A 17,264-nucleotide genomic window follows, 5' to 3' on the forward strand; every position below is an offset into this window, starting at 1 on the left:
GGATCGTCACACACCGGGGCCCGCCCGACGGACCAGTTGCCCAGGTCAGCCGGCTGCTGAAGCCGACGGTGAGGGCGCGGCGCTACCGCTCGGGGTGGGCGTCGCACTGCCGCCCGGCGCGGGAGCCGTCGCCTGCTGCGCCCGCTGGAACGCCGCCATCGCGTCGTCCAGGCTCTTCAACGCCCGGCCGTACCGCTCGAAGTCGCCGGACGTCTGCGCGGCCTTGACCTCCGCGATGGCGTCCTGCACCCGCTTGGCGGCCTCGGCCAGCTCGCCGGTCATCGGCGGGGTCTCGGTCGGCGGCGCCGGCGGGGTCTCGCCGTCACCCTCGCCGTCCCCGGCCGGCGGTGGCGGCGGGTTGCCGGCACCGGCCTGCTTGCCCTGCTCGACGAGTTGCTTGATGCCTTCGTCGAGGGTGTTGGCGAGCACCACGTACGAGCCGCCGTCGCCGTAGGAGAGCAGCACCTTCTGCAGCAGCGGGTACGCGTCCTGCTGGTTGCTCTTCACGTAGACCGGCTCGACGTAGAGCATGCCGTTGTCGAAGGGCAGCGAGAGCAGGTTGCCGTACTGCACCTGGGCCTGGTTCGAGGAGAGCAGGTTGAGCTGCTGCCGGATGGCCGCGTTGTTGGTCATCTGCTGGTGCACCTGGACCGGGCCGGAGACCCGGGTCTGGTCCGGCAGTTCCAGCACCTCCAGCCGGGGTTTGCCGTCGACGTACGACCCGGAGATCAGCGCGGCGAGGTTCTGCCGGCCGTTCGGGGTGACCGCCGAGGTGAGCTGGAAACGCGGCTCGCTCTGCTCCGGGAACTGGGTGTAGAGGTAGTACGGCGGCTGCTTCTGCCCACCGTCCGGGTTGTCCGGCACGTTCGGCACCTGCCAGAAGTCCTGGCCGGAGTAGAAGTCGCCCGGGTCGGTGACGTGGAACTTGGTGAGCAGGTTGCGCTGCACCTTGAACATGTCGGCCGGGTAGCGGAAGTGCGCGGCCAGCTCGGCCGGGATGTCCGCCCGGGGCACCACCAGGTCGCCGCCGAACGCCTTGTTCCACGCCTTCAGCACCGGGTCGGCCTCGTCGAACTCGTACAGCTTGACGGTGCCGTCGTACGCGTCGACGGTGGCCTTGACCGAGTTGCGCATGTAGTTGACGTTCTCCCGGGCGAGCTGGAAGGTGCCCTGGTTGGTCAACTCGTCGGTGGTCTCGGTCTGCAGGTTGACCCGCTCCGCGTACGGGTAGGTGGCCGCCGTGGTGTACGCGTCCACGATCCACTGGATCCGGCCGTCGACCACCGCCGGGTACGGGTCACCGTCGATGGTGAGGAACGGCGCGACCTTCTCCACCCGGTCCCGGGGGTTCCGGACGTAGAGCAGCTTGGAGTTCTCGTTGACCGCCTCGGAGAGCAGGAAGTTCGACTCCTGCTCCTTGATCGCGTAGAGCAGTCGGCGGGTGAACGAGCCGACCGACACGCCCCCCTCACCGGTGTAGGTGTAGTACTGCTCGCCGCCGGTGGTCGGGGTGGGCCGGTCGAACTCGGCGTTCCGCTCCGGGTTGGCCTGCCCGACGATGGCGTAGTCGTTCGGGCCCATCCGCTCGCCGTAGTAGATCCGGGGCTGCTCGGTGGGGATCTGGTCGGTCTGCGCCGAGCAGCGCTCCTGCTCGCGCTCGCCGAGGAAGCCGGAGACGAAGTACGGCTGGCCGCCGCAGACCACCTGGTTGGCCGGCGCGCCGACCAGCCCGAACCCGTGGGTGTACACGGTGTGCCGGTTGATCCAGTTGTTCTGCTGGTCGGTCAGCTCGCCGTAGTTGATCTCGCGCATGCCGACCACGTAGTCCCGGGTCTCCCCGTTGACCGTGTAGCGGTCGATGTCGAGCTTCGGCCCGAAATCGTAGAAGCCCCGGACCTGCTGCAACTGGGTGTACGTCTCGGAGACCAGCTGCGGGTCGAGCAGTCGGGCGTTCGGCACCACCGCCTCGTCGGTGGCCAGGGTGGCCGGCGGGGTCAGGTTGTTCGCCCCGTACGGGCTGACCTTCGTGTCGGCCAGGCCGAACGCGGTCCGGGTGGCGTCGATGCTGCGCTGGATGTACGGGGCCTCCTTGTCCCGGGCGCTCGGCTTGACCTCGAAGGTCTGCACCGCCCAGGGGTAGATGCCGCCGATCGCCACCGCGCTCACCCCGAGCAGGGCCAGCGAGATGCCCGGCCAGACCAGGTTCCGCATCACCGCGTTGGAGAAGACGATGATCGCGATGGCCACCACGATCGAGATGTAGGCGAGGATCTCCTTCGCCGGCAGCAGCGCGTTGACGTCGGCGTACCCGGCGCCGTAGAGCTTGGCGCTGTCGTTGTACTCCAGCAGCATCGCCCGCCGGTCCAGCACGTACGCGACCGCCTTGAGCAGGACGAAGACCGCGACCAGCGTGGTCAGGTGGGCCCGCGCGGCGTTGGTCATCCGGTCGCCGACGCCCTGCAGACGCACCCCGCCGAAGACGTAGTGCACGGCCAGCGCCCCGATCACGGCCAGCACCACCGCGGTGAAGCCCACCCCGAGCAGGTACCGCAGGAACGGCAGCTGGAAGACGTAGAAACCGACGTCCACCCCGAACTCGGGGTCCTTCACGCCGAAGTCCCCGCCGTTGCGGAAGAGCAGCCACTGGCTCCACCGGCTCTGCGCGGAGAGGCCGGCGAACAGCCCGACCACCGCGCTGGCGACCAGGACCCAGGTGCCGATCCGGGGGCCGAGCACCATCCGGTACCGCTCCAGGGTGGCCTGCTCGGCGGAGTGCGGACGCAGGCCGGGCCGCAGCCGGTGGGCCAGCCACAGGTTCCCGCCGACCACCGCCGCCATGCCGAGCCCGACGGCCAGGAAGAGCAGCGTCCGGGTGATCAGGACACCGGTGAAGACCTGGGTGTAGTCGACCTCGTCGAACCAGAGCCAGTCCGTCCAGGCCTGCACCCCCCAGCCCAACAGGGTGAAGAGGACGAACACCCCGATCAGGACACCGATCGTGACGCGTCCGCGTCGGCTCATCCTCGGCAGGGGGGTGCTACGACTGACCACTGTTTTGGCTCCGCACGCTCGACCGGCTCCGACCAGGCCACAAGAGTACGTGGTATTCCTGAACACGTACGGTCAAGGTGCCGCGCCGGAGGCGTCACGGTTCAGCAGCGGGCGGGCTCGCCCCCGGTGCGTACCTGCTCCAACGCGGTCAACGCGTCGTCCAGACTGCCCACCTTGAGCAGCGGAAGGTCGGGTTGGGCGTTGCGGACCGCCTCGGCGCAGTTCGCCTCCGGCACCAGGAACACCGCCGCCCCGGCCTCCTTCGCGCCGACCAGTTTCTGCGCGATGCCGCCGATCGGGCCCACCTGTCCCTCGTCGTCGATGGTGCCGGTACCCGCGATGATCTTGCCGCCGGTGAGGTCGGCCGGTTCGAGCTTGTCCACGATGCCGAGGGCGAACATCAGCCCCGCGCTCGGCCCACCGATGTCGCCGAGGTCGATCTCCAGGGTGAACGGGTGCGGCTGCCGCTGCTCGACCTCGATCCCGACGCGCGGCCGACCGTCGGACTCCCGGCTGGTGACGGTGGCCGTGCCGGCCGAGCCCGCGCGGGTGTACCCGATCGTCAGCGCGGAGCCGGCCGGCCGGGCCCGGATCAGCCCGGTCAGGCTGGACGCACTGGTCACCGGCTTGCCGTCCACCGAGGTGAGCAGGTCGCCCACCTGGAGCGCGCCGGCCGACGGGCCGTCCGGGGTGACCCCGGAGACCACCACCTGCACCGGGTAGCCCAGCTCGCGCAGGGCGGCCGTCTCGGCGCTGGTCTGCGACGCGGTGAACTCCTCGGCGTTGCGCTCCTCGACCTGCTCACGGCTCTGGCCGGGCGGGTAGACCAGCTCCCGGGGCACCACCGCCCGGTCGGGCGAGAACCAGCCGGCCAGCGCCGAGCGCAGCTTCACCGACGGCTGCACCCCCACCGTGGTCAGCCGGAGCTGCCCGGCGGAGGTGGAGGTCTCCCGACCGGAGACCTTGATGATCTCCTCACCGTTCTCCCTGCCGAGGGTGTCGACGGTGGGGCCGGGGCCGAGCACCACGTACGGGATCGGCGCGGCCAGCACCCCGATGCTGAGCAGTGTGGTGAGCAGAGCACCGAGCAGGACCGTGACACCGCGTCGTCTCATGCGGCAGAGCGTACCGACCGGACCCGGACCGCCCGGCCCGGACGAACGCGCGCGTCGTAGCCGGACGAACGCGCCCGTCGTACCGGCCCCGGCCGGGTCGGCCCGTCGCCTGATGCGCGTGCCGTGGCGGCCCCGGCCGGGCGGCCCGTCGCCTGATGCGCGTGTCGTGGCGGCCCGGGGTCGCCCGGCCGGCTCCGGTCCGTGCCGCGACTTCGCCCTCAGCGCAACTCCGGTAGCGGCGACCAGCGGCGGAGCCCGCGTACCGTAGAACGCGTGCCTGATATTCCGTTCGGCTTCGCGCTCCCGGGTGGGCAACCACCAGACCCCAACGACCCCGCGCAGATGCAGCAGTTCATGACCCAGTTGCAGCACCTGCTCTCGGCGCCGGGCAGCGGTCCGGTCAACTGGGACCTGGCCCGTCAGGTGGCGGCCAGTCAGCTCGCCGCCGCCGGGGACCCGGCCGTCACGCCGTTCGAGCGACACGCCGTGGAGGAGGCGTTGCGCCTGGCCGACCTGTGGCTGGAGCCCGCCTCGTCGTGGCCGTCCGGCATCCAGACCCCGGTCGCCTGGAACCGCAACGAGTGGATCTTCAAGACCCTCGACGTCTGGCGCAAGCTCTGCGACCCGGTGGCCAGCCGGATGGTCGGCGCGATGGGCGACCTGGTCCCGCCGGAGGCGCGGGCCCAGCTCGGCCCGATGCAGTCGATGGTCGCCACCCTCGGTGGGGCGCTCTTCGGCGGGCAGCTCGGCCAGGCACTCGGGTCGCTCGCCGCCGAGGTGCTCTCCGCGGGCGACATCGGCCTGCCGCTCGGCCCGGCCGGCACGGCCGCGCTGATCCCGGCCAACATCAAGCAGTACGGCACCGGCCTGGAGCTGCCCGAGGACGAGGTACGCCTCTACGTCGCCCTACGTGAGGCCGCCCACCAGCGGCTCTTCCAGCACGTGCCGTGGCTGCGCGGGCACGTGCTGAGCAGCGTCGAGACGTACGCCGCCGGTATCCGGGTCAACCGGGAGGCGATCGAGGAGGCGATGGGGCGGGTCGACCCGACCGACCCGGAGTCGATGCAGGCGATCGCCCTGGAGGGCATCTTCACGCCGGAGGACACCCCGGCGCAGAAGGCGTCCCTGGCCCGGCTGGAGACCGCCCTCGCGCTGGTCGAGGGCTGGGTCTGCCACGTGGTGGACGAGGCCGCCGGCGGCCGGTTGCCGAACGTGGTCGCGCTGGGCGAGGCGTTCCGGCGGCGGCGGGCGGCCGGCGGTCCGGCCGAGCAGACCTTCGCCGCCCTGGTCGGGCTCGAGCTGCGTCCCCGTCGGCTGCGCGAGGCGGCGGCGCTGTGGGCGGCGCTCACCGAGCACCGCGGGATCGCCGGCCGGGACGCCCTCTGGGGGCACCCCGACCTGCTCCCCTCCGGCGAGGAGTTCGCCGACCCGGAGGGCTTCGCCCGCTCCCAGCTCGACTTCGGTGAGCTGGACGAGTTCGACTTCACCGCGCCGGGTGGCCCCGAGGAGCAGCCGCCGGGCGAGCGCCGCCCCGACGACGGTACCGACCGCTCCTGACCGGTCCCACCTTCCGACCGGATAGCGGCCGGCTCCCCGGGCCACCGGGTGGCCGGCCGCTGCGCGTCGACGGGCCGGGCTCAGACCGACGGTCTCAGACCGGGCTCAGCTTGACCCGGCCGCCGGCCCGGCCCGGCCAGTCGACCGGCGGCGACCCTGGCCCGACCGAGCCCCACACCCGCAGCCACCTGGCCAGTAGGACGGCCTCAGCTCCGGCCCGTCAGCGCCCCGCCCCAGATCGTTGGCGACACGGAGGGCAGCCCGTCCGTCAGTGACCCGGCCGCGCCCCGGAGAGCAGCGCCCGGGTCGCCTCCCAGCCTTCCACGGCCGGGTCCAGGGCGGCGAGGTCGGCCGGCCCGCGTAACCGGTGCCAGGCGGCGGTGACCGCCAGATCGGCCGGGCTGGGCGCGGCGGCCCGGACCAGCGCGGGCGTGGCGGTGTCCAGGTCGATCGCAGGCAGCCAGCCCGGAGCCGGGAGGCGGGCCGCGAACCCGAGCAGCCCGGGGCCGGCCCCCTCCACCGGGGCCGCCGCGAGGGGCCGGCTGGTCAGCGGGCGCAGCAGCTTACCGACGGTGAGACCGGGCAGGTCGGGGGCGTCCGGGGCGATCACGGCGGCCTGGTCGTAGCCGGCCAGCGCGCCGAGGACCGCGTTGACCGTGGGCGTCGGCACCTCGATCACCGGGGTGCCCGGCCAGACCACCGCCTCGGCCAGTGTCCGGTCCGCGTGGGTCACCGCCACCGCCGTCTCCACTTCCTGGAGGGTGGCGAGCAGGTCCACCACGTCCTCGGCCAGCGCGTGCCGCCAGTCCCCCGGGTCGATGCCCGGCGGCGACCAGGCCACCGGCGCGAGCAACGCCACCACCACTCGTCGGGTCACCCCCCGACCCTAACCACCCAACCCCGCCCACCCCCTCCCCCTCTCCCCTGGCAACCCCTCCCCCTCCATCCCGCCCCCGGTCCCCCCTCTCTCTCCACGCCCGTTGATCATGAAGTTGTTGTCCGCGACACGCGGATCGGGCGACAACAACTTCATGATCAACGGGGCGAGTGGGCGGGGGAGGGAGGGGGAGGCAGGGGAGGGGAGGGGAGGGGGCTGGGGGGGTTAGTCGGGGAGGGGGACGGCGGATACGGAGGCGACGCCTTCCAGGTAGCCGCGGGCGCGTTCGGCCTTGGGGTAGCGGCAGACCAGGGCCCAGAACGACGCGTTGTGGCTGGGCACGATGAGGTGGGCCAGCTCGTGCAGGAGCACGTAGTCGATCACCCAGTCGGGCATGTCCTGGAGGCGGTGGGAGATCCGGATGGTCCGGTCGGCGGGCGTACAGGATCCCCAGCGGCCGTTCTGGTTGGTCACCCACCGCACGCTGGTCGGGACGGCCTGCCGGCCGTACTCCGGCAGGTACAGGCCGATCAGCCGGGTGGCGCGTTGGAGCAGCTCGGCGTCGGTGCGGGCCAGGCGGCCCTCACGGGCGGCGAGCCGGGCGAGCATCCGGTCCACCCACTCGGTCTCCTCGGCCCGGGAGAACTGGTCCGGGATCAGGACGACCACCCGTTCACCGTCCCGGTACGCGGACACCGTACGTCGCCGACGCTGACTGCGTCGCACCTCGACGACCGGCTTCCGCGCGCCTGCCATCACTGGCCCGCGCAGCCTCGGGTTCCTGCCACATGGGAAAGCTAATGCGTTCTGACCAGGGGTCCGCAAGGGTCAACCCACCGACACGCGCCCGGAAACTCCAGGTTGGTGGCGTGCCGTCCGGAAAAAATGTTTGCGGCGCCCCGCGCGGGCCCTCCGATCACCCTCGGTGGCGGCCGGCGGGTGTCACGGCTGGGGCGCGCGACCCTCCGTCCCACGGTAGGTGATCTTCTCTCCGGACGCAGCGCGGGGGGTGTCCGGAGGGGCCTATCGGCGGGTTCACCCGGCGTGTCCCCGCCAAACTGACTTATCCCACGTAATTCGGCAGGCACACTCTCGACGTCGACTAGCTCACAGTGTCGATGGATCTCTGACATGGAACCACCCGCACCTGGGTAGGGTCCGCCGGACCAGCGGTCACGCGAGTGACCGCGCAGCAAGACCCAGCGCCGGAGCCCGCGAGGCCCGCCGCCGGGCACCGCCGGCCGACATGACCGGCGGACGAGACGAGGAGGGCACCGTGGCCGACCAGGCCCAGACCTACAACGGTTACTGCGTCAAGTGCAAGGAGAAGCGTGACTTCGAGGGCAAGGTCGAGGTCTCGAAGACCGGCATGAACATGGCCAAGGGCAAGTGCCCGGTGTGTGGCACAACAGTGAACCGGATTCTCGGCAAGGCGAAGGTCTGATCCGGACGCGGGCGGGTGGGGTGACCGAGCGTCACCCTGCCCGCCCGTGACCGTCCGGTGACGGAAAGATGTTACCGGCCAGTTGTGGACAACTCCCGATCGGCTGTGGATAACCCTGGAGAACGCCGCACCGGGCTGTGGACAACGATCGACGGATCGTCTGGACACGGTAACCATTGGTCACCATGACCCGTGCCACACTTCTCCGTCCGACCCTGCTGCCCGGCCTCACCCGGCTCTGGCGGGACCGGCACACGCTGCAACTCGGTCTCGACCCCGACCGGGCGGTCCTGCTGGAGGTCGCCAACCCGCGTGCCGTCCGCCTGCTCGACCTGCTGGACGGCACGCACAGCGAACGCCACGTCGTCGACCACGCCACCCGCCTGCACGTCGACCGGGACGACGCACGGAGCCTGCTGGCGGCATTACGGGCCGCCGGGCTGGTGGTGCCCGCGCACACGCTGGTGCCGACCGGGCTGGCCGAACCGGACCGGGCCCGGCTCGCCGACGAGGCGGACGCGCTGGCGCTCGGCGCGGCCCAGCTGCCCGCCACCCCGGCCCAGGTGCTCCGGCGTCGCCGGGCCGCCCGGGTGGTGGTCACCGGGAGCGGCCGGCTCGGTGGGCCGGTGGCCGCCGCGCTGGCGCAGGCCGGCGTCGGGCACGTCGATCCCGACCTGCGCGGCCGGGTCCGCCCGGCCGATCTGGGCGGTACCGGGTTCCTCCCCACCGACATCGGCCGACACACCGCCGACGCGGTGGCGGACGTCATCGCCCGCACCGCGCCGGGCACGCTGACCAGGCCGGTCCGCCGCCGCCGCGCCGAACTGGTCGTCCAGGTGGGCTTCGACCGCCCGGCCGGTCTGCTCGCCGCCGGGTACGCCCGCCGCCGTCAGCCGCACCTGCTGGTCGGGCTGCGCGACGGCGTACCGGTGATCGGTCCGCTGGTGCGCCCACCGGCCGGTCCCTGCCTCAACTGCGTCGACCTGCACCGGGTCGACCGGGACCCGGCCTGGCCGGGGCTCGCCGCGCAGCTCGCCGGCGACGACAGGGCCCGGGCCTGTGGCGTCGCCACCCTGCTCGCCGCTGTCGCCTTCGCCACAGCCGAGGCGCTCGGTCACCTCGACGGCGGTACGCCGGAGACGGTCGGCGCGGCCGTCGAGATCAGCGGGGCCGGCCGGTTCCGGCGGCGGGTCTGGGCGCCCCATCCCGGTTGCGACTGCCTTCGGGCCGGACGACGGCCGCCCGTACCGGTCCCGGCCCGGCCACGGAGCAGCAGGGGTGCCGTCGAGTCGGTAACAATGGCCGGGTGACCGATATCCCGCGCCGGGCCGTGTCCCGGACCGCCAAGCTCGCCGCACTGCCGCTCGGCTTCGCCGGACGGACCGTCCTCGGCATGGGAAAGCGCGTCACCGGGCTCGCCTCCGAGGTGATCTCCGCCGAGATCCAGCAGCGCACCGCCGAGCAGCTCTTCAGCGTGCTGGGGCAGCTCAAGGGTGGTGCGATGAAGTTCGGCCAGGCGCTGTCGGTGTTCGAGGCCGCCCTGCCCGAGGAGGTCGCCGCGCCGTACCGGCAGGCGTTGACCAAGTTGCAGGAGGCGGCTCCGCCGCTGCCCGCGGCGACGGTGCACAAGGTGCTCGCCGAGCAGCTCGGCCCGGACTGGCGGGACCGGTTCCTGGAGTTCGACGACACCCCGGCCGCGGCCGCCAGCATCGGTCAGGTCCACCGGGCGGTCTGGCGGGAGCGGCCCACCGGCCGGCGCAGGACGCCGACCGGACGCCCGGTCGCCGTCAAGATCCAGTATCCGGGGGCCGGCGACGCGCTGCTGGCCGACCTGAAGCAGCTCTCCCGGCTGGGTGGGATGTTCCGGGCGATCCAGCCCGGCCTGGACGTCAAGCCGCTCCTCGCCGAGCTGCGCGAACGCATCACCGAGGAACTCGACTACGAGCTGGAGGCCGAGTCGCAGCGGGCCTTCGCGGCGGCGTACGCGGACGACCCGGAGATCTTCATCCCGGCGGTGGTCGACGCCGCGCCCCGGGTGCTGGTCACCGACTGGGTGGAGGGCACCCCGCTGGCGGAGATCATCCGGGAGGGCACCCCGGAGCAGCGCGACGAGGCCGGCCGCCTGATGGCCACCCTGCACCTCTCCGCACCGGCGCGGGCCGGGCTGCTGCACGCCGACCCGCACCCGGGCAACTTCCGGATCCTCCCCGACGGGCGGCTCGGCGTGATCGACTTCGGCGCGGTGGCCCGGCTGCCGGAGGGTACGCCCGAGCCGATCGGCCGGCTGGCCGGGCTGGCCCTGCGCGGCGAGGCCGACGCCGTGGTGGCGGGCCTGCGGGCCGAGGGCTTCGTCCCGGCCAACGAGCCGATCGACGCGCAGGCGGTGCTGGATTTCGTCCGCCCGATGCTGGAGCCGGTCGCGGCCGACGAGTTCCAGTTCACCCGGGCCTGGCTGCGGGCCGAGGCGACCCGGCTGGCCAGCCCTCGGTCGCCGGCCTACCAGCTGAGCCGGCAGCTCAACCTGCCCCCGTCGTACCTGCTCATCCACCGGGTGACGCTCGGCTCGATCGGGGTGCTCTGCCAGTTGGAGGCGAAGGCCCCCTACCGGGCCATCCTGGAACGCTGGCTGCCCGGCTTCGCCCCGGTGGCCTGACACACGCGGACGGGCGCACCCGGATCTCCGGGTGCGCCCGTCCTGCTCGTCGGTGTCGGGTGGGCCCTCCTCCGCACGGGGCCGTGCGGAGGGGCCCGGTTACAGTGCGCCCAGTTCGCGGGCCGACCGGTTGCGGCTGGCCATGGCGACGGTACGGGCGGATCGGGTTGCCTCAGTGCTCGTGGTGCTGCGACCGGCCTGAGGCCGGGGCATTCGGGCCCGGGACAACGCTTCGTGGAGTAGTTGCATCGCGGTGACTCCGTTCAGGACGTGCAGGTTCGTGGTCGGTGCCGGGGCGGCACCGGGGTTGCCGTGGTTCGGGTTCATGTCAGGCCGCCAGCCGGACCGTGTTGCGGGACGTGGCCAGCCCACTGGCCGCCAGTCGCGCCTCGGCCTCGACCCGCAGGGCGGCGTCCCGGGCGACGTCCTCCTTGCGCGGGCGGCCCCGGGGCCGCTTGCGCGGGACGACCGCGCCACGCTCGAAGATCTCGCCGCCCCAGACGCCCCAGGGCTCGGCCCGCTCGACCGCACCGGCCAGGCACTCGACACGCAGCGGGCAGTCCCCGCAGAGCGACTTGGCCAGCTCCAGCTCGGTGGGCGAGTCGGAGAACCACAGGTCGGGGTCGAACTTCCGGCAGGGCAGGTTCGCCTCCAACTCGACGTTCGCGTCGAGGGGAGCCAACGCCAGACTCATCGCCCGGTCACCTCTCTCTCACATCGATCTCGTGGATCGTGTTTCCGACAAAACTCGGCGGGACAAAAACTGAGGCCGCGGATCCCGGTAGCGGGTTCCGCGGCCTCGAGGTGAGCCGGTGGTCTGATGAGATCAGACCGGTCTCCCTCGAGGTGGAACACCGCGGACGTCCAGCCGCCGCTTCATGGCGGTGGTGGTGTCGACGCCCTTGCCCGTGAAGCCACTGGTCCCCTCGATTCCGTTCGGCGCGGCGGCCAGGATCAGCTCGGCCTGATCCTGGAGCTGGTGCACCTGCGGAATCGGGAGCCCGGCGACCGGGGCGACCCGGACAGCCGACAACGGAGCGACGCCATTCGGCAGCACCGCCGGACGCTCGTAGATGTAGGTCTCCATCGGGGCCACCTCCTTGACGTTCTCTCGTGATCGGCTCGGTCTCACCCTCGTGAGCAGCCAAGATGGCTCGGCTCGCGAGGTGTGTCCTGAGGCTATTCCTCGCTACCAGGGGAGGGCAAACGAATTACGACGGGTTTTCCAAACTTTTCTCTGAGCAGACGTCGTCCACCGCCGCGCCACCCACCAGGGCCAGCACGGACTCGCCGTAGAGGCCCAGCTTGCGGGGGCCGATACCGGCGATGGCGATCAATTCCTCGGGGCGACCGGGTCGCCGCTCGGCCAGCGCGGTCAGGGTCGCGTCGGTGAACACCACGTACGCGGGGACCTTCTGCGCCCCGGCCACCCGCTGCCGCCAGTCCCGCAGCCGCTCCAGCAGCTCGTCGTCGAGGTCGGACGGGCAGGTCGGGCAGCGGCCGAGCTTGCGGTCGACCCCGGCGAGCAGGGTCGCCCCGCAGACCCGGCAGGAGACCACCAGGTTGCGTCGCCGTCGCTCGCCCCGCTGGACCGGGCCGGCCCCGGCCCCGGCCCGCTCGGTGCCGCCGCCGGAGCGGTCGAACTGCGGCAGGAACCGCGACGGCCGCCGGGGCCGCCCGCCCGGGGACCGGGCCGAGGCGTACGACAGCCACAGCCACTCCCGGGCCCGGGTGATCCCGACGTAGAGCAGCCGCCGTTCCTCCTCCACCTGCTCGGCGGTCTTCGCGTAGCCGGTGGGCAGCGTCCCCTCGGCGAGCCCGACCAGGAAGACGGCGTCCCACTCCAGGCCCTTCGCGGAGTGCAGGGAGGCCAGGGTGACCCCGTCGACCGTGGGCACGTGCTGCTGGGCGGCCCGCCGGTGCAGCTCGTCGGTGAAGTCGGCCAGGGTGACCGGCCGCTCGACCGCCGCCGCCTCGCCGATCGGCACCACGGTCGGGGTGGCCGCGTACTCCTCGGCGAGCTGGAGCAGGGCGGCGAGGGCCTCCCAGCGTTCCCGGGCCGCCCCGCCGGCCGGGGGCGCGTCCGGGGTCCAGGCGACCGCGGCCAGCGCCTCCACCACGGCGGCCGGCAGCGGGGTCTCCCCGGGGATCGAGCGGGTGGCGGACCGCAGCGCCACCATCGCCTGCCGTACCTCGGGCCGTTCGAAGAACCGCTCCGCGCCCTGCACCACGTACGGCACCTCGGCCTCGGCGAGCGCCTTCTCGTACGCCTCGGACTGCGCGTTGGTGCGGAACAGCACGGCGATCTCCCGGGGCGGGGTGCCGGCGGCGACGAGCTGCCGGCAGCGCGCGGCGACCGCGGTGGCCTCGGCCGGCTCGTCGGTGAAGATCCGCAGATCCGGTTCCGGGCCGGCCGGGCGCTGCCCGACCAGTTCCAGCCGGAGCCGGGCCTCGGTGCCCCGGGCCTGGCCGATCACCGCGTTCGCCAGCCCCACCACCTGGGGCGTGGAGCGGTAGTCGCGGACCAGTCGGACCACGGTGGCGTCCCGGTGCCGGCGCGGGAAGTCCACCAGGTACGCCGAGGTGGCCCCGGTGAACGAGTAGATGGTCTGGCTGGCGTCGCCGACCACGGTCAGGTCGTCCCGGCCGCCGAGCCAGGCTTCCAGCAGCCGCTGCTGCAACGGGTTGACGTCCTGGTACTCGTCGACCACGAAGTGCCGGTACTGGGCGCGGACCTGCTCGGCGACGTCCGGGTGTTCCTCGATGCCCCAGACCGCGGCGCGCAGCACGTCCTCGAAGTCGATCACCCCGCCGGCCCGTTTGACCGTCTCGTACGTGGCGAACACCTCGGCCACCCGGGCCGGCTCGTGCGGGGTCTCGCGCAGCGCCTTCGCCGCCGCCACCACGTACTCCCCCGGCTCGACCAGCGACGACTTCGCCCACTCGATCTCGCCGGCCAGGTCCCGGGCGGCCGCCCGGTCGGTCCGCAGGCCGACCCGGGCGGCGGCCAGGGTGACCAGCCGGACCTTGCTGTCCAGCAGCTCCGGCATGGCCCGCCCGCGCAGCAGCCGGGGCGCGAAGTAGCGCACCTGGCGCAGGGCGGCGGCGTGGAACGTGCGGGCCTGCACGCCGCCCGCGCCGAGCTGGGTGAGCCGGTGCCGCAGCTCGGCGGCGGCCCGCGCGGTGAAGGTCACCGCCAGCACGTGCCGGGGGGAGATCGCGCCGGTCAGCGCCCGGTGGGCGATCCGGGAGGTGATCGCCCGGGTCTTCCCGGTGCCCGCGCCGGCCAGCACGCAGACCGGCCCGGCGGGCGCGGTCACCGCCGACCGTTGCTCAGGGTCCAGCCCGGCCAGCACCTGATCCGCCGAGTACACCGCCACAGCGAGGAATCATCCCAGCTTCCCCGGGCGTTGCAGCGGATAGCCTGGCGGAATCGAAGCCGCCCGACGCGCGACGCATGACCGATGGAGGATCTGACCCATGTTGACGATGTATTCCACCCCGTGGTGCGGCTACTGCCACCGGCTGAAGTCCCAGCTCGACCGGGAGGGGATCGCGTACCAGGTGGTCGACATCGAGCAGGACCGGGCGGCGGCCGAGTTCGTGATGCAGGTCAACGGCGGCAACCAGACGGTCCCGACGCTGCGCTTCGCCGACGGCTCCGCGCTGACCAACCCCTCCATCACCCAGGTCAAGCAGCACCTCGCCAGCCTGCCCAGCGCCTGAACGACGGTCGGCCACGAGGTCGTCACCCGTCCCGGCGGGTCGAGGCGACGACCTCGTGGTCGGCCCGGGGGCCGGTCGGGGGCCGCCGCTGGGCGGGCACGGCCGGCAGCCGTCCCGGCGGCGGGGAGAACCGACGGCCCCGCCACAGGTAGCCGGCGGCGGCCAGGGTCACCACCCCGACGAAGAGGAACAGCAGCCGGTAGTCCAGCACCGCGACCAGCAGCGCCCCGGTGCCGATCGAGACCGCCTGGGGCGCGCTGACCAGGGCGTCCGAGGCCGCGGTGGCCCGGCCCATCAGCCCCGGCGCGGTCCGCCGCTGGACCAGCGTGTGCAGGCCGACCGTGGTCAGCGGCAGGGACAGCCCGGCCAGCAGCAGCGCGGTCACGGCGAGCCACAGACTCGGGTACGTCAGGGTGAGCGCCGCCGCCCCGAACAGCCCCACCCCGGCGGCGAGCGCGCCCACCTCGCCGACCCGGCGCACCACGGTCGAGGAGACCAGCGCGCCGACCAGCCCGCCCACCCCCTGCACGCTGAACAGGACGCCGACGAAGGCGGTCGGGCGTTCCAGGCCCCGTTCGACGTACGCGAACAGCAGCGCCTCGGTGAAGCCGATCACCAGCGAGGCCAGCCCGTACCCGAGCAGGGCCCGGCGCAGCGCCGGTTCGCCGGCCAGGTGTCGTAACCCGGCGCCCAGTTCGGCCGGGGTACGGGCCAGCCGGGACGCCGGACCGGGTTCGGCCACCTGGAGCAGCCCGGCCACGGCCGCGGCGGTGACGAACCCGACGATGCCGATCGCGGTGAGCGCCCAGCCGCCGGCGGCGGCGTAGAGGGCCGCCCCGACGAGTGGTCCGCCCAGCCGTAGCCCCTGCCGCACGGTCTGCCGGGCGGCGTTCGCCTCGGCCAGCAGCCCGACCGGGACCAGGTGGCGGATCAGCCCGCTGAGCGCGGCGTTGAGCGCGATGGAGGAGAGTCCGTAGCAGGCGCCGACCAGGTAGACCACCCACACGTCGGCGGCGGTCCGGACGGTCAGCAGCGGGATGAGCAGCGCGGCGGCGACGATGTTGGCCGCGATGAAGAAGGGCCGGCGACGGTACCGGTCGACGACCCAGCCGATCAGCGGCGCGAGGGTCTTCGGCGCGACCACCGCGAAGATCACCGCGCCGGCCATCCCGTCGGAGCCGGTCAGGTCCTTCACCCAGATGGCCAGGGCGAGCACCAGGATCGACTCGGCGGTCATGCTCGCCAACAACGCGCCGAAGAGGAGTCGGAAGTCGGGACGGCGCAGGACGGTGTGCATCAGGGTCCTTCCGGCGAAGGGGTGGAAGTGTCCGATCAGGGGATCCCCGACCGGGTCGCGGGGCTGGTCGGCGCCGTTCCGGTCCTCCTTTTTCGAGACACGCCCGGCGGGGGGCGTCGGGGGCCGGCCGCGCCGTCCATACTGGCCGTGGGGGGCTAGTTTCATACAGTTACCGTCGCGTCTGCGGCGGCCCGACGGAGAAGAGGACACCCGTGCCTCCTGCCGTACCCAGCCCGATCCTGCGGCGACGCCGGCTCGGCACCGAACTACGCAGCCTGCGTGAGGCGTCCGGCCTCACCGGTGAACAGGTCATCGAACGGGTCGGCTGGGCCTCGGCGTCCAAGCTGTCCCGGTTGGAGAACGGCCGCAGTCGCCCCGACCCGCAGGACGTCTCCGACCTGCTGGACCTCTACGGAGCGGACGACGCGATCCGCGCCGAACTGACCGCGATCACCCTAGAGGCCGGCGACATGCGAGCCTGGCTCAGATCGTACGGGGCGATGACCGAACACCAACGGAGCTACGCCGAGTTGGAGGCGGGCTGTGCGGAGATCTGCGAGTACAGCCCGGTCCTGGTGCCGGGTTTGCTCCAGACCGCCGCGTACGCCCGGGTCCGGATCGTCTCCGCGCAACTGGCCGATGAGGACGCCGACCCGCAGACCGTGGAGACCGAGGTCAACGCCCGGCTGGCCCGGCAGGCGCTGTTGCAGCCGGCCGACGCGCCCCGCTACACAGCGGTGCTGGAGGAGGGTGCGCTGAGTCGTCGGGCCGGGCCGCCGGAGGTGATCCGGGAGCAGCTCGCCAGGCTGTGCGAGCTGGCCGTGGCGCCGAACGTGACGATCCACGTGTTGCCCCGGGACGCCAGCATCGGCGAGTGGTACCTCCCCCCGACCGCGTTCTCGCTCTACCGCTTCCCCGACCCGGCGGACCCGGAGACCCTGGCGATCGAGGGCGGCTTCACGGACGTCGTGTCACACGCGGCAAAAGCACTGAACCGCTATAAAATGGTCTTCGAGTGGCTGTGCGCGGCGGCACGCTCCCCATCGGACTCCCTGTCCTGGCTGATCGACGCGGCGGAACGGGCGACCGAGGCGGCGGCACCCGCCACGGCGGCGTACGGGTCGCCAACGGCGCCGGCCCAACGCCGCAGCCGAACCGAACGACTGACGGAGCGGTGACGGTCTCCACCGTGCCGTAGCTGGCGGGCCACTCGCCCCCATCGGAGTTCACCGACCAGGAGCAGAGCCATGAACCAGATCCACCACACCCCGTCCGGCACAGTCGAGCACCTGGCGGACGCCGCGTGGCGCACCAGCTCGCGCAGCCAGACGTCCAACTGCGTCGAGGTCGCGCCGCTGCGTACCGGCCCGGCGGCGGTGGCGCTACGGGACAGCAAGGACCGCAGCGGGCCGGTGCTCTTCTTCGACCGGACACCGTGGGCGGACTTCATCGCCGGCACCCGCGGCGGGGAGTTCGACCTGCACTGAGCACCCGCACCGCGTACGGGCCGCCGGCATCCAGTCATGGACCGGCGGCCCTGCCGT

The 17,264-nt window shown here is 72.8% G+C and carries 15 protein-coding genes; 7 read left to right on the forward strand and 8 right to left on the reverse strand.

Translation table 11 applies throughout. The annotated features are described in order from the left end of the window. Positions 1-45: 45 nt before the first annotated feature. Positions 46-3,051: a UPF0182 family membrane protein gene (locus PVK37_RS01330; protein ID WP_275031836.1), complete on the reverse strand. Its 3,006-nt coding sequence runs from the start codon at positions 3,049-3,051 to the stop codon at positions 46-48. Positions 3,052-3,152: 101 nt separating this feature from the next. Then, on the reverse strand, positions 3,153-4,166 hold the full coding sequence (locus tag PVK37_RS01335; RefSeq protein ID WP_275031837.1) for a YlbL family protein: 1,014 nt from the start codon (positions 4,164-4,166) through the stop codon (positions 3,153-3,155). 342 nt (positions 4,167-4,508) lie between these two features. Here PVK37_RS01335 and PVK37_RS01340 point away from each other — a divergent pair, with 342 nt between their 5' ends. Continuing rightward, positions 4,509-5,723 (forward strand): zinc-dependent metalloprotease, encoded by a 1,215-nt coding sequence (locus PVK37_RS01340; RefSeq protein ID WP_275035323.1) that lies wholly within the window; start codon positions 4,509-4,511, stop codon positions 5,721-5,723. 268 nt (positions 5,724-5,991) lie between these two features. Here PVK37_RS01340 and PVK37_RS01345 read toward each other — a convergent pair whose 3' ends face one another. Together PVK37_RS01345 and PVK37_RS01350 are read right to left on the reverse strand one after the other, a co-directional pair. Next, on the reverse strand, positions 5,992-6,600 hold the full coding sequence (locus PVK37_RS01345) for a hypothetical protein (RefSeq protein ID WP_275031838.1): 609 nt from the start codon (positions 6,598-6,600) through the stop codon (positions 5,992-5,994). A gap of 225 nt (positions 6,601-6,825) precedes the next feature. Then, on the reverse strand, positions 6,826-7,356 hold the full coding sequence (locus tag PVK37_RS01350) for a M48 metallopeptidase family protein (protein ID WP_275031839.1): 531 nt from the start codon (positions 7,354-7,356) through the stop codon (positions 6,826-6,828). 520 nt (positions 7,357-7,876) lie between these two features. Here PVK37_RS01350 and PVK37_RS01355 point away from each other — a divergent pair. The 3 genes from PVK37_RS01355 (at position 7,877) to PVK37_RS01365 (ending at position 10,697) form a co-directional block, all read left to right on the forward strand. Further along, positions 7,877-8,044, forward strand: coding sequence for a DUF5679 domain-containing protein (locus tag PVK37_RS01355; RefSeq protein WP_170107818.1), 168 nt, complete (start codon positions 7,877-7,879; stop codon positions 8,042-8,044). Between the two features lie 185 nt (positions 8,045-8,229). Further along, positions 8,230-9,354 carry a hypothetical protein gene (locus PVK37_RS01360; protein WP_275031840.1) on the forward strand — a complete coding sequence of 375 codons (1,125 nt, stop codon included), beginning with the start codon at positions 8,230-8,232 and terminating at the stop codon, positions 9,352-9,354. Then, complete coding sequence (locus PVK37_RS01365; RefSeq protein ID WP_275031841.1) at positions 9,351-10,697, forward strand: ABC1 kinase family protein; 1,347 nt, start codon at positions 9,351-9,353, stop codon at positions 10,695-10,697. Before PVK37_RS01360 ends, PVK37_RS01365 begins: the two co-directional genes overlap by 4 nt. A gap of 328 nt (positions 10,698-11,025) precedes the next feature. Here PVK37_RS01365 and PVK37_RS01370 read toward each other — a convergent pair whose 3' ends face one another. The 3 genes from PVK37_RS01370 to PVK37_RS01380 all read right to left on the reverse strand — a co-directional run bounded on the left by PVK37_RS01370 (position 11,026) and on the right by PVK37_RS01380 (position 14,077). Beyond that, complete coding sequence (locus PVK37_RS01370; RefSeq protein WP_145836842.1) at positions 11,026-11,391, reverse strand: WhiB family transcriptional regulator; 366 nt, start codon at positions 11,389-11,391, stop codon at positions 11,026-11,028. A 132-nt stretch (positions 11,392-11,523) separates the two neighbouring features. Then, positions 11,524-11,784 carry a hypothetical protein gene (locus PVK37_RS01375; RefSeq protein WP_275031843.1) on the reverse strand — a complete coding sequence of 87 codons (261 nt, stop codon included), beginning with the start codon at positions 11,782-11,784 and terminating at the stop codon, positions 11,524-11,526. 124 nt (positions 11,785-11,908) lie between these two features. Further along, positions 11,909-14,077 (reverse strand): ATP-dependent DNA helicase UvrD2, encoded by a 2,169-nt coding sequence (locus PVK37_RS01380; RefSeq protein WP_275031844.1) that lies wholly within the window; start codon positions 14,075-14,077, stop codon positions 11,909-11,911. Between the two features lie 100 nt (positions 14,078-14,177). Here PVK37_RS01380 and PVK37_RS01385 point away from each other — a divergent pair, with 100 nt between their 5' ends. Next, positions 14,178-14,423 carry a mycoredoxin gene (locus tag PVK37_RS01385; protein ID WP_275031845.1) on the forward strand — a complete coding sequence of 82 codons (246 nt, stop codon included), beginning with the start codon at positions 14,178-14,180 and terminating at the stop codon, positions 14,421-14,423. A 22-nt stretch (positions 14,424-14,445) separates the two neighbouring features. Here the strand turns inward: PVK37_RS01385 and PVK37_RS01390 are convergent, their stop codons facing one another. Then, positions 14,446-15,720: an MFS transporter gene (locus tag PVK37_RS01390; protein WP_275031846.1), complete on the reverse strand. Its 1,275-nt coding sequence runs from the start codon at positions 15,718-15,720 to the stop codon at positions 14,446-14,448. 212 nt (positions 15,721-15,932) lie between these two features. Here PVK37_RS01390 and PVK37_RS01395 point away from each other — a divergent pair, with 212 nt between their 5' ends. Together PVK37_RS01395 and PVK37_RS01400 are read left to right on the forward strand one after the other, a co-directional pair. After that, the gene (locus tag PVK37_RS01395; RefSeq protein WP_275031847.1) at positions 15,933-16,898 is read left to right on the forward strand and encodes a helix-turn-helix domain-containing protein; all 966 of its coding nucleotides are present in this window, start codon (positions 15,933-15,935) and stop codon (positions 16,896-16,898) included. 69 nt (positions 16,899-16,967) lie between these two features. Next, entirely contained in the window at positions 16,968-17,207 is a 240-nt protein-coding gene (locus PVK37_RS01400; protein ID WP_275031848.1) for a DUF397 domain-containing protein, read from the forward strand. Positions 17,208-17,264 lie beyond the last annotated feature (57 nt).

It is taken from the genome of Micromonospora cathayae, from assembly GCF_028993575.1.
In the GTDB taxonomy this organism is placed as follows: Bacteria; Actinomycetota; Actinomycetes; order Mycobacteriales; family Micromonosporaceae; genus Micromonospora; species Micromonospora cathayae.

What these genes read in the sequence shown, in the direction of transcription:
- PVK37_RS01340 (WP_275035323.1), top strand. Translation starts at nt 4,509, where the DNA reads ATGCAGCAGTTCATGACCCAGTTGCAGCACCTGCTCTCGGCGCCGGGC.
- PVK37_RS01370 (WP_145836842.1), bottom strand. Translation starts at nt 11,391, where the DNA reads ATGAGTCTGGCGTTGGCTCCCCTCGACGCGAACGTCGAGTTGGAGGCG.
- PVK37_RS01385 (WP_275031845.1), top strand. Translation starts at nt 14,178, where the DNA reads ATGTTGACGATGTATTCCACCCCGTGGTGCGGCTACTGCCACCGGCTG.
- PVK37_RS01390 (WP_275031846.1), bottom strand. Translation starts at nt 15,720, where the DNA reads ATGCACACCGTCCTGCGCCGTCCCGACTTCCGACTCCTCTTCGGCGCG.
- PVK37_RS01375 (WP_275031843.1), bottom strand. Translation starts at nt 11,784, where the DNA reads ATGGAGACCTACATCTACGAGCGTCCGGCGGTGCTGCCGAATGGCGTC.
- PVK37_RS01400 (WP_275031848.1), top strand. Translation starts at nt 16,968, where the DNA reads ATGAACCAGATCCACCACACCCCGTCCGGCACAGTCGAGCACCTGGCG.
- PVK37_RS01350 (WP_275031839.1), bottom strand. Translation starts at nt 7,356, where the DNA reads ATGGCAGGCGCGCGGAAGCCGGTCGTCGAGGTGCGACGCAGTCAGCGT.
- PVK37_RS01335 (WP_275031837.1), bottom strand. Translation starts at nt 4,166, where the DNA reads ATGAGACGACGCGGTGTCACGGTCCTGCTCGGTGCTCTGCTCACCACA.
- PVK37_RS01360 (WP_275031840.1), top strand. Translation starts at nt 8,230, where the DNA reads ATGACCCGTGCCACACTTCTCCGTCCGACCCTGCTGCCCGGCCTCACC.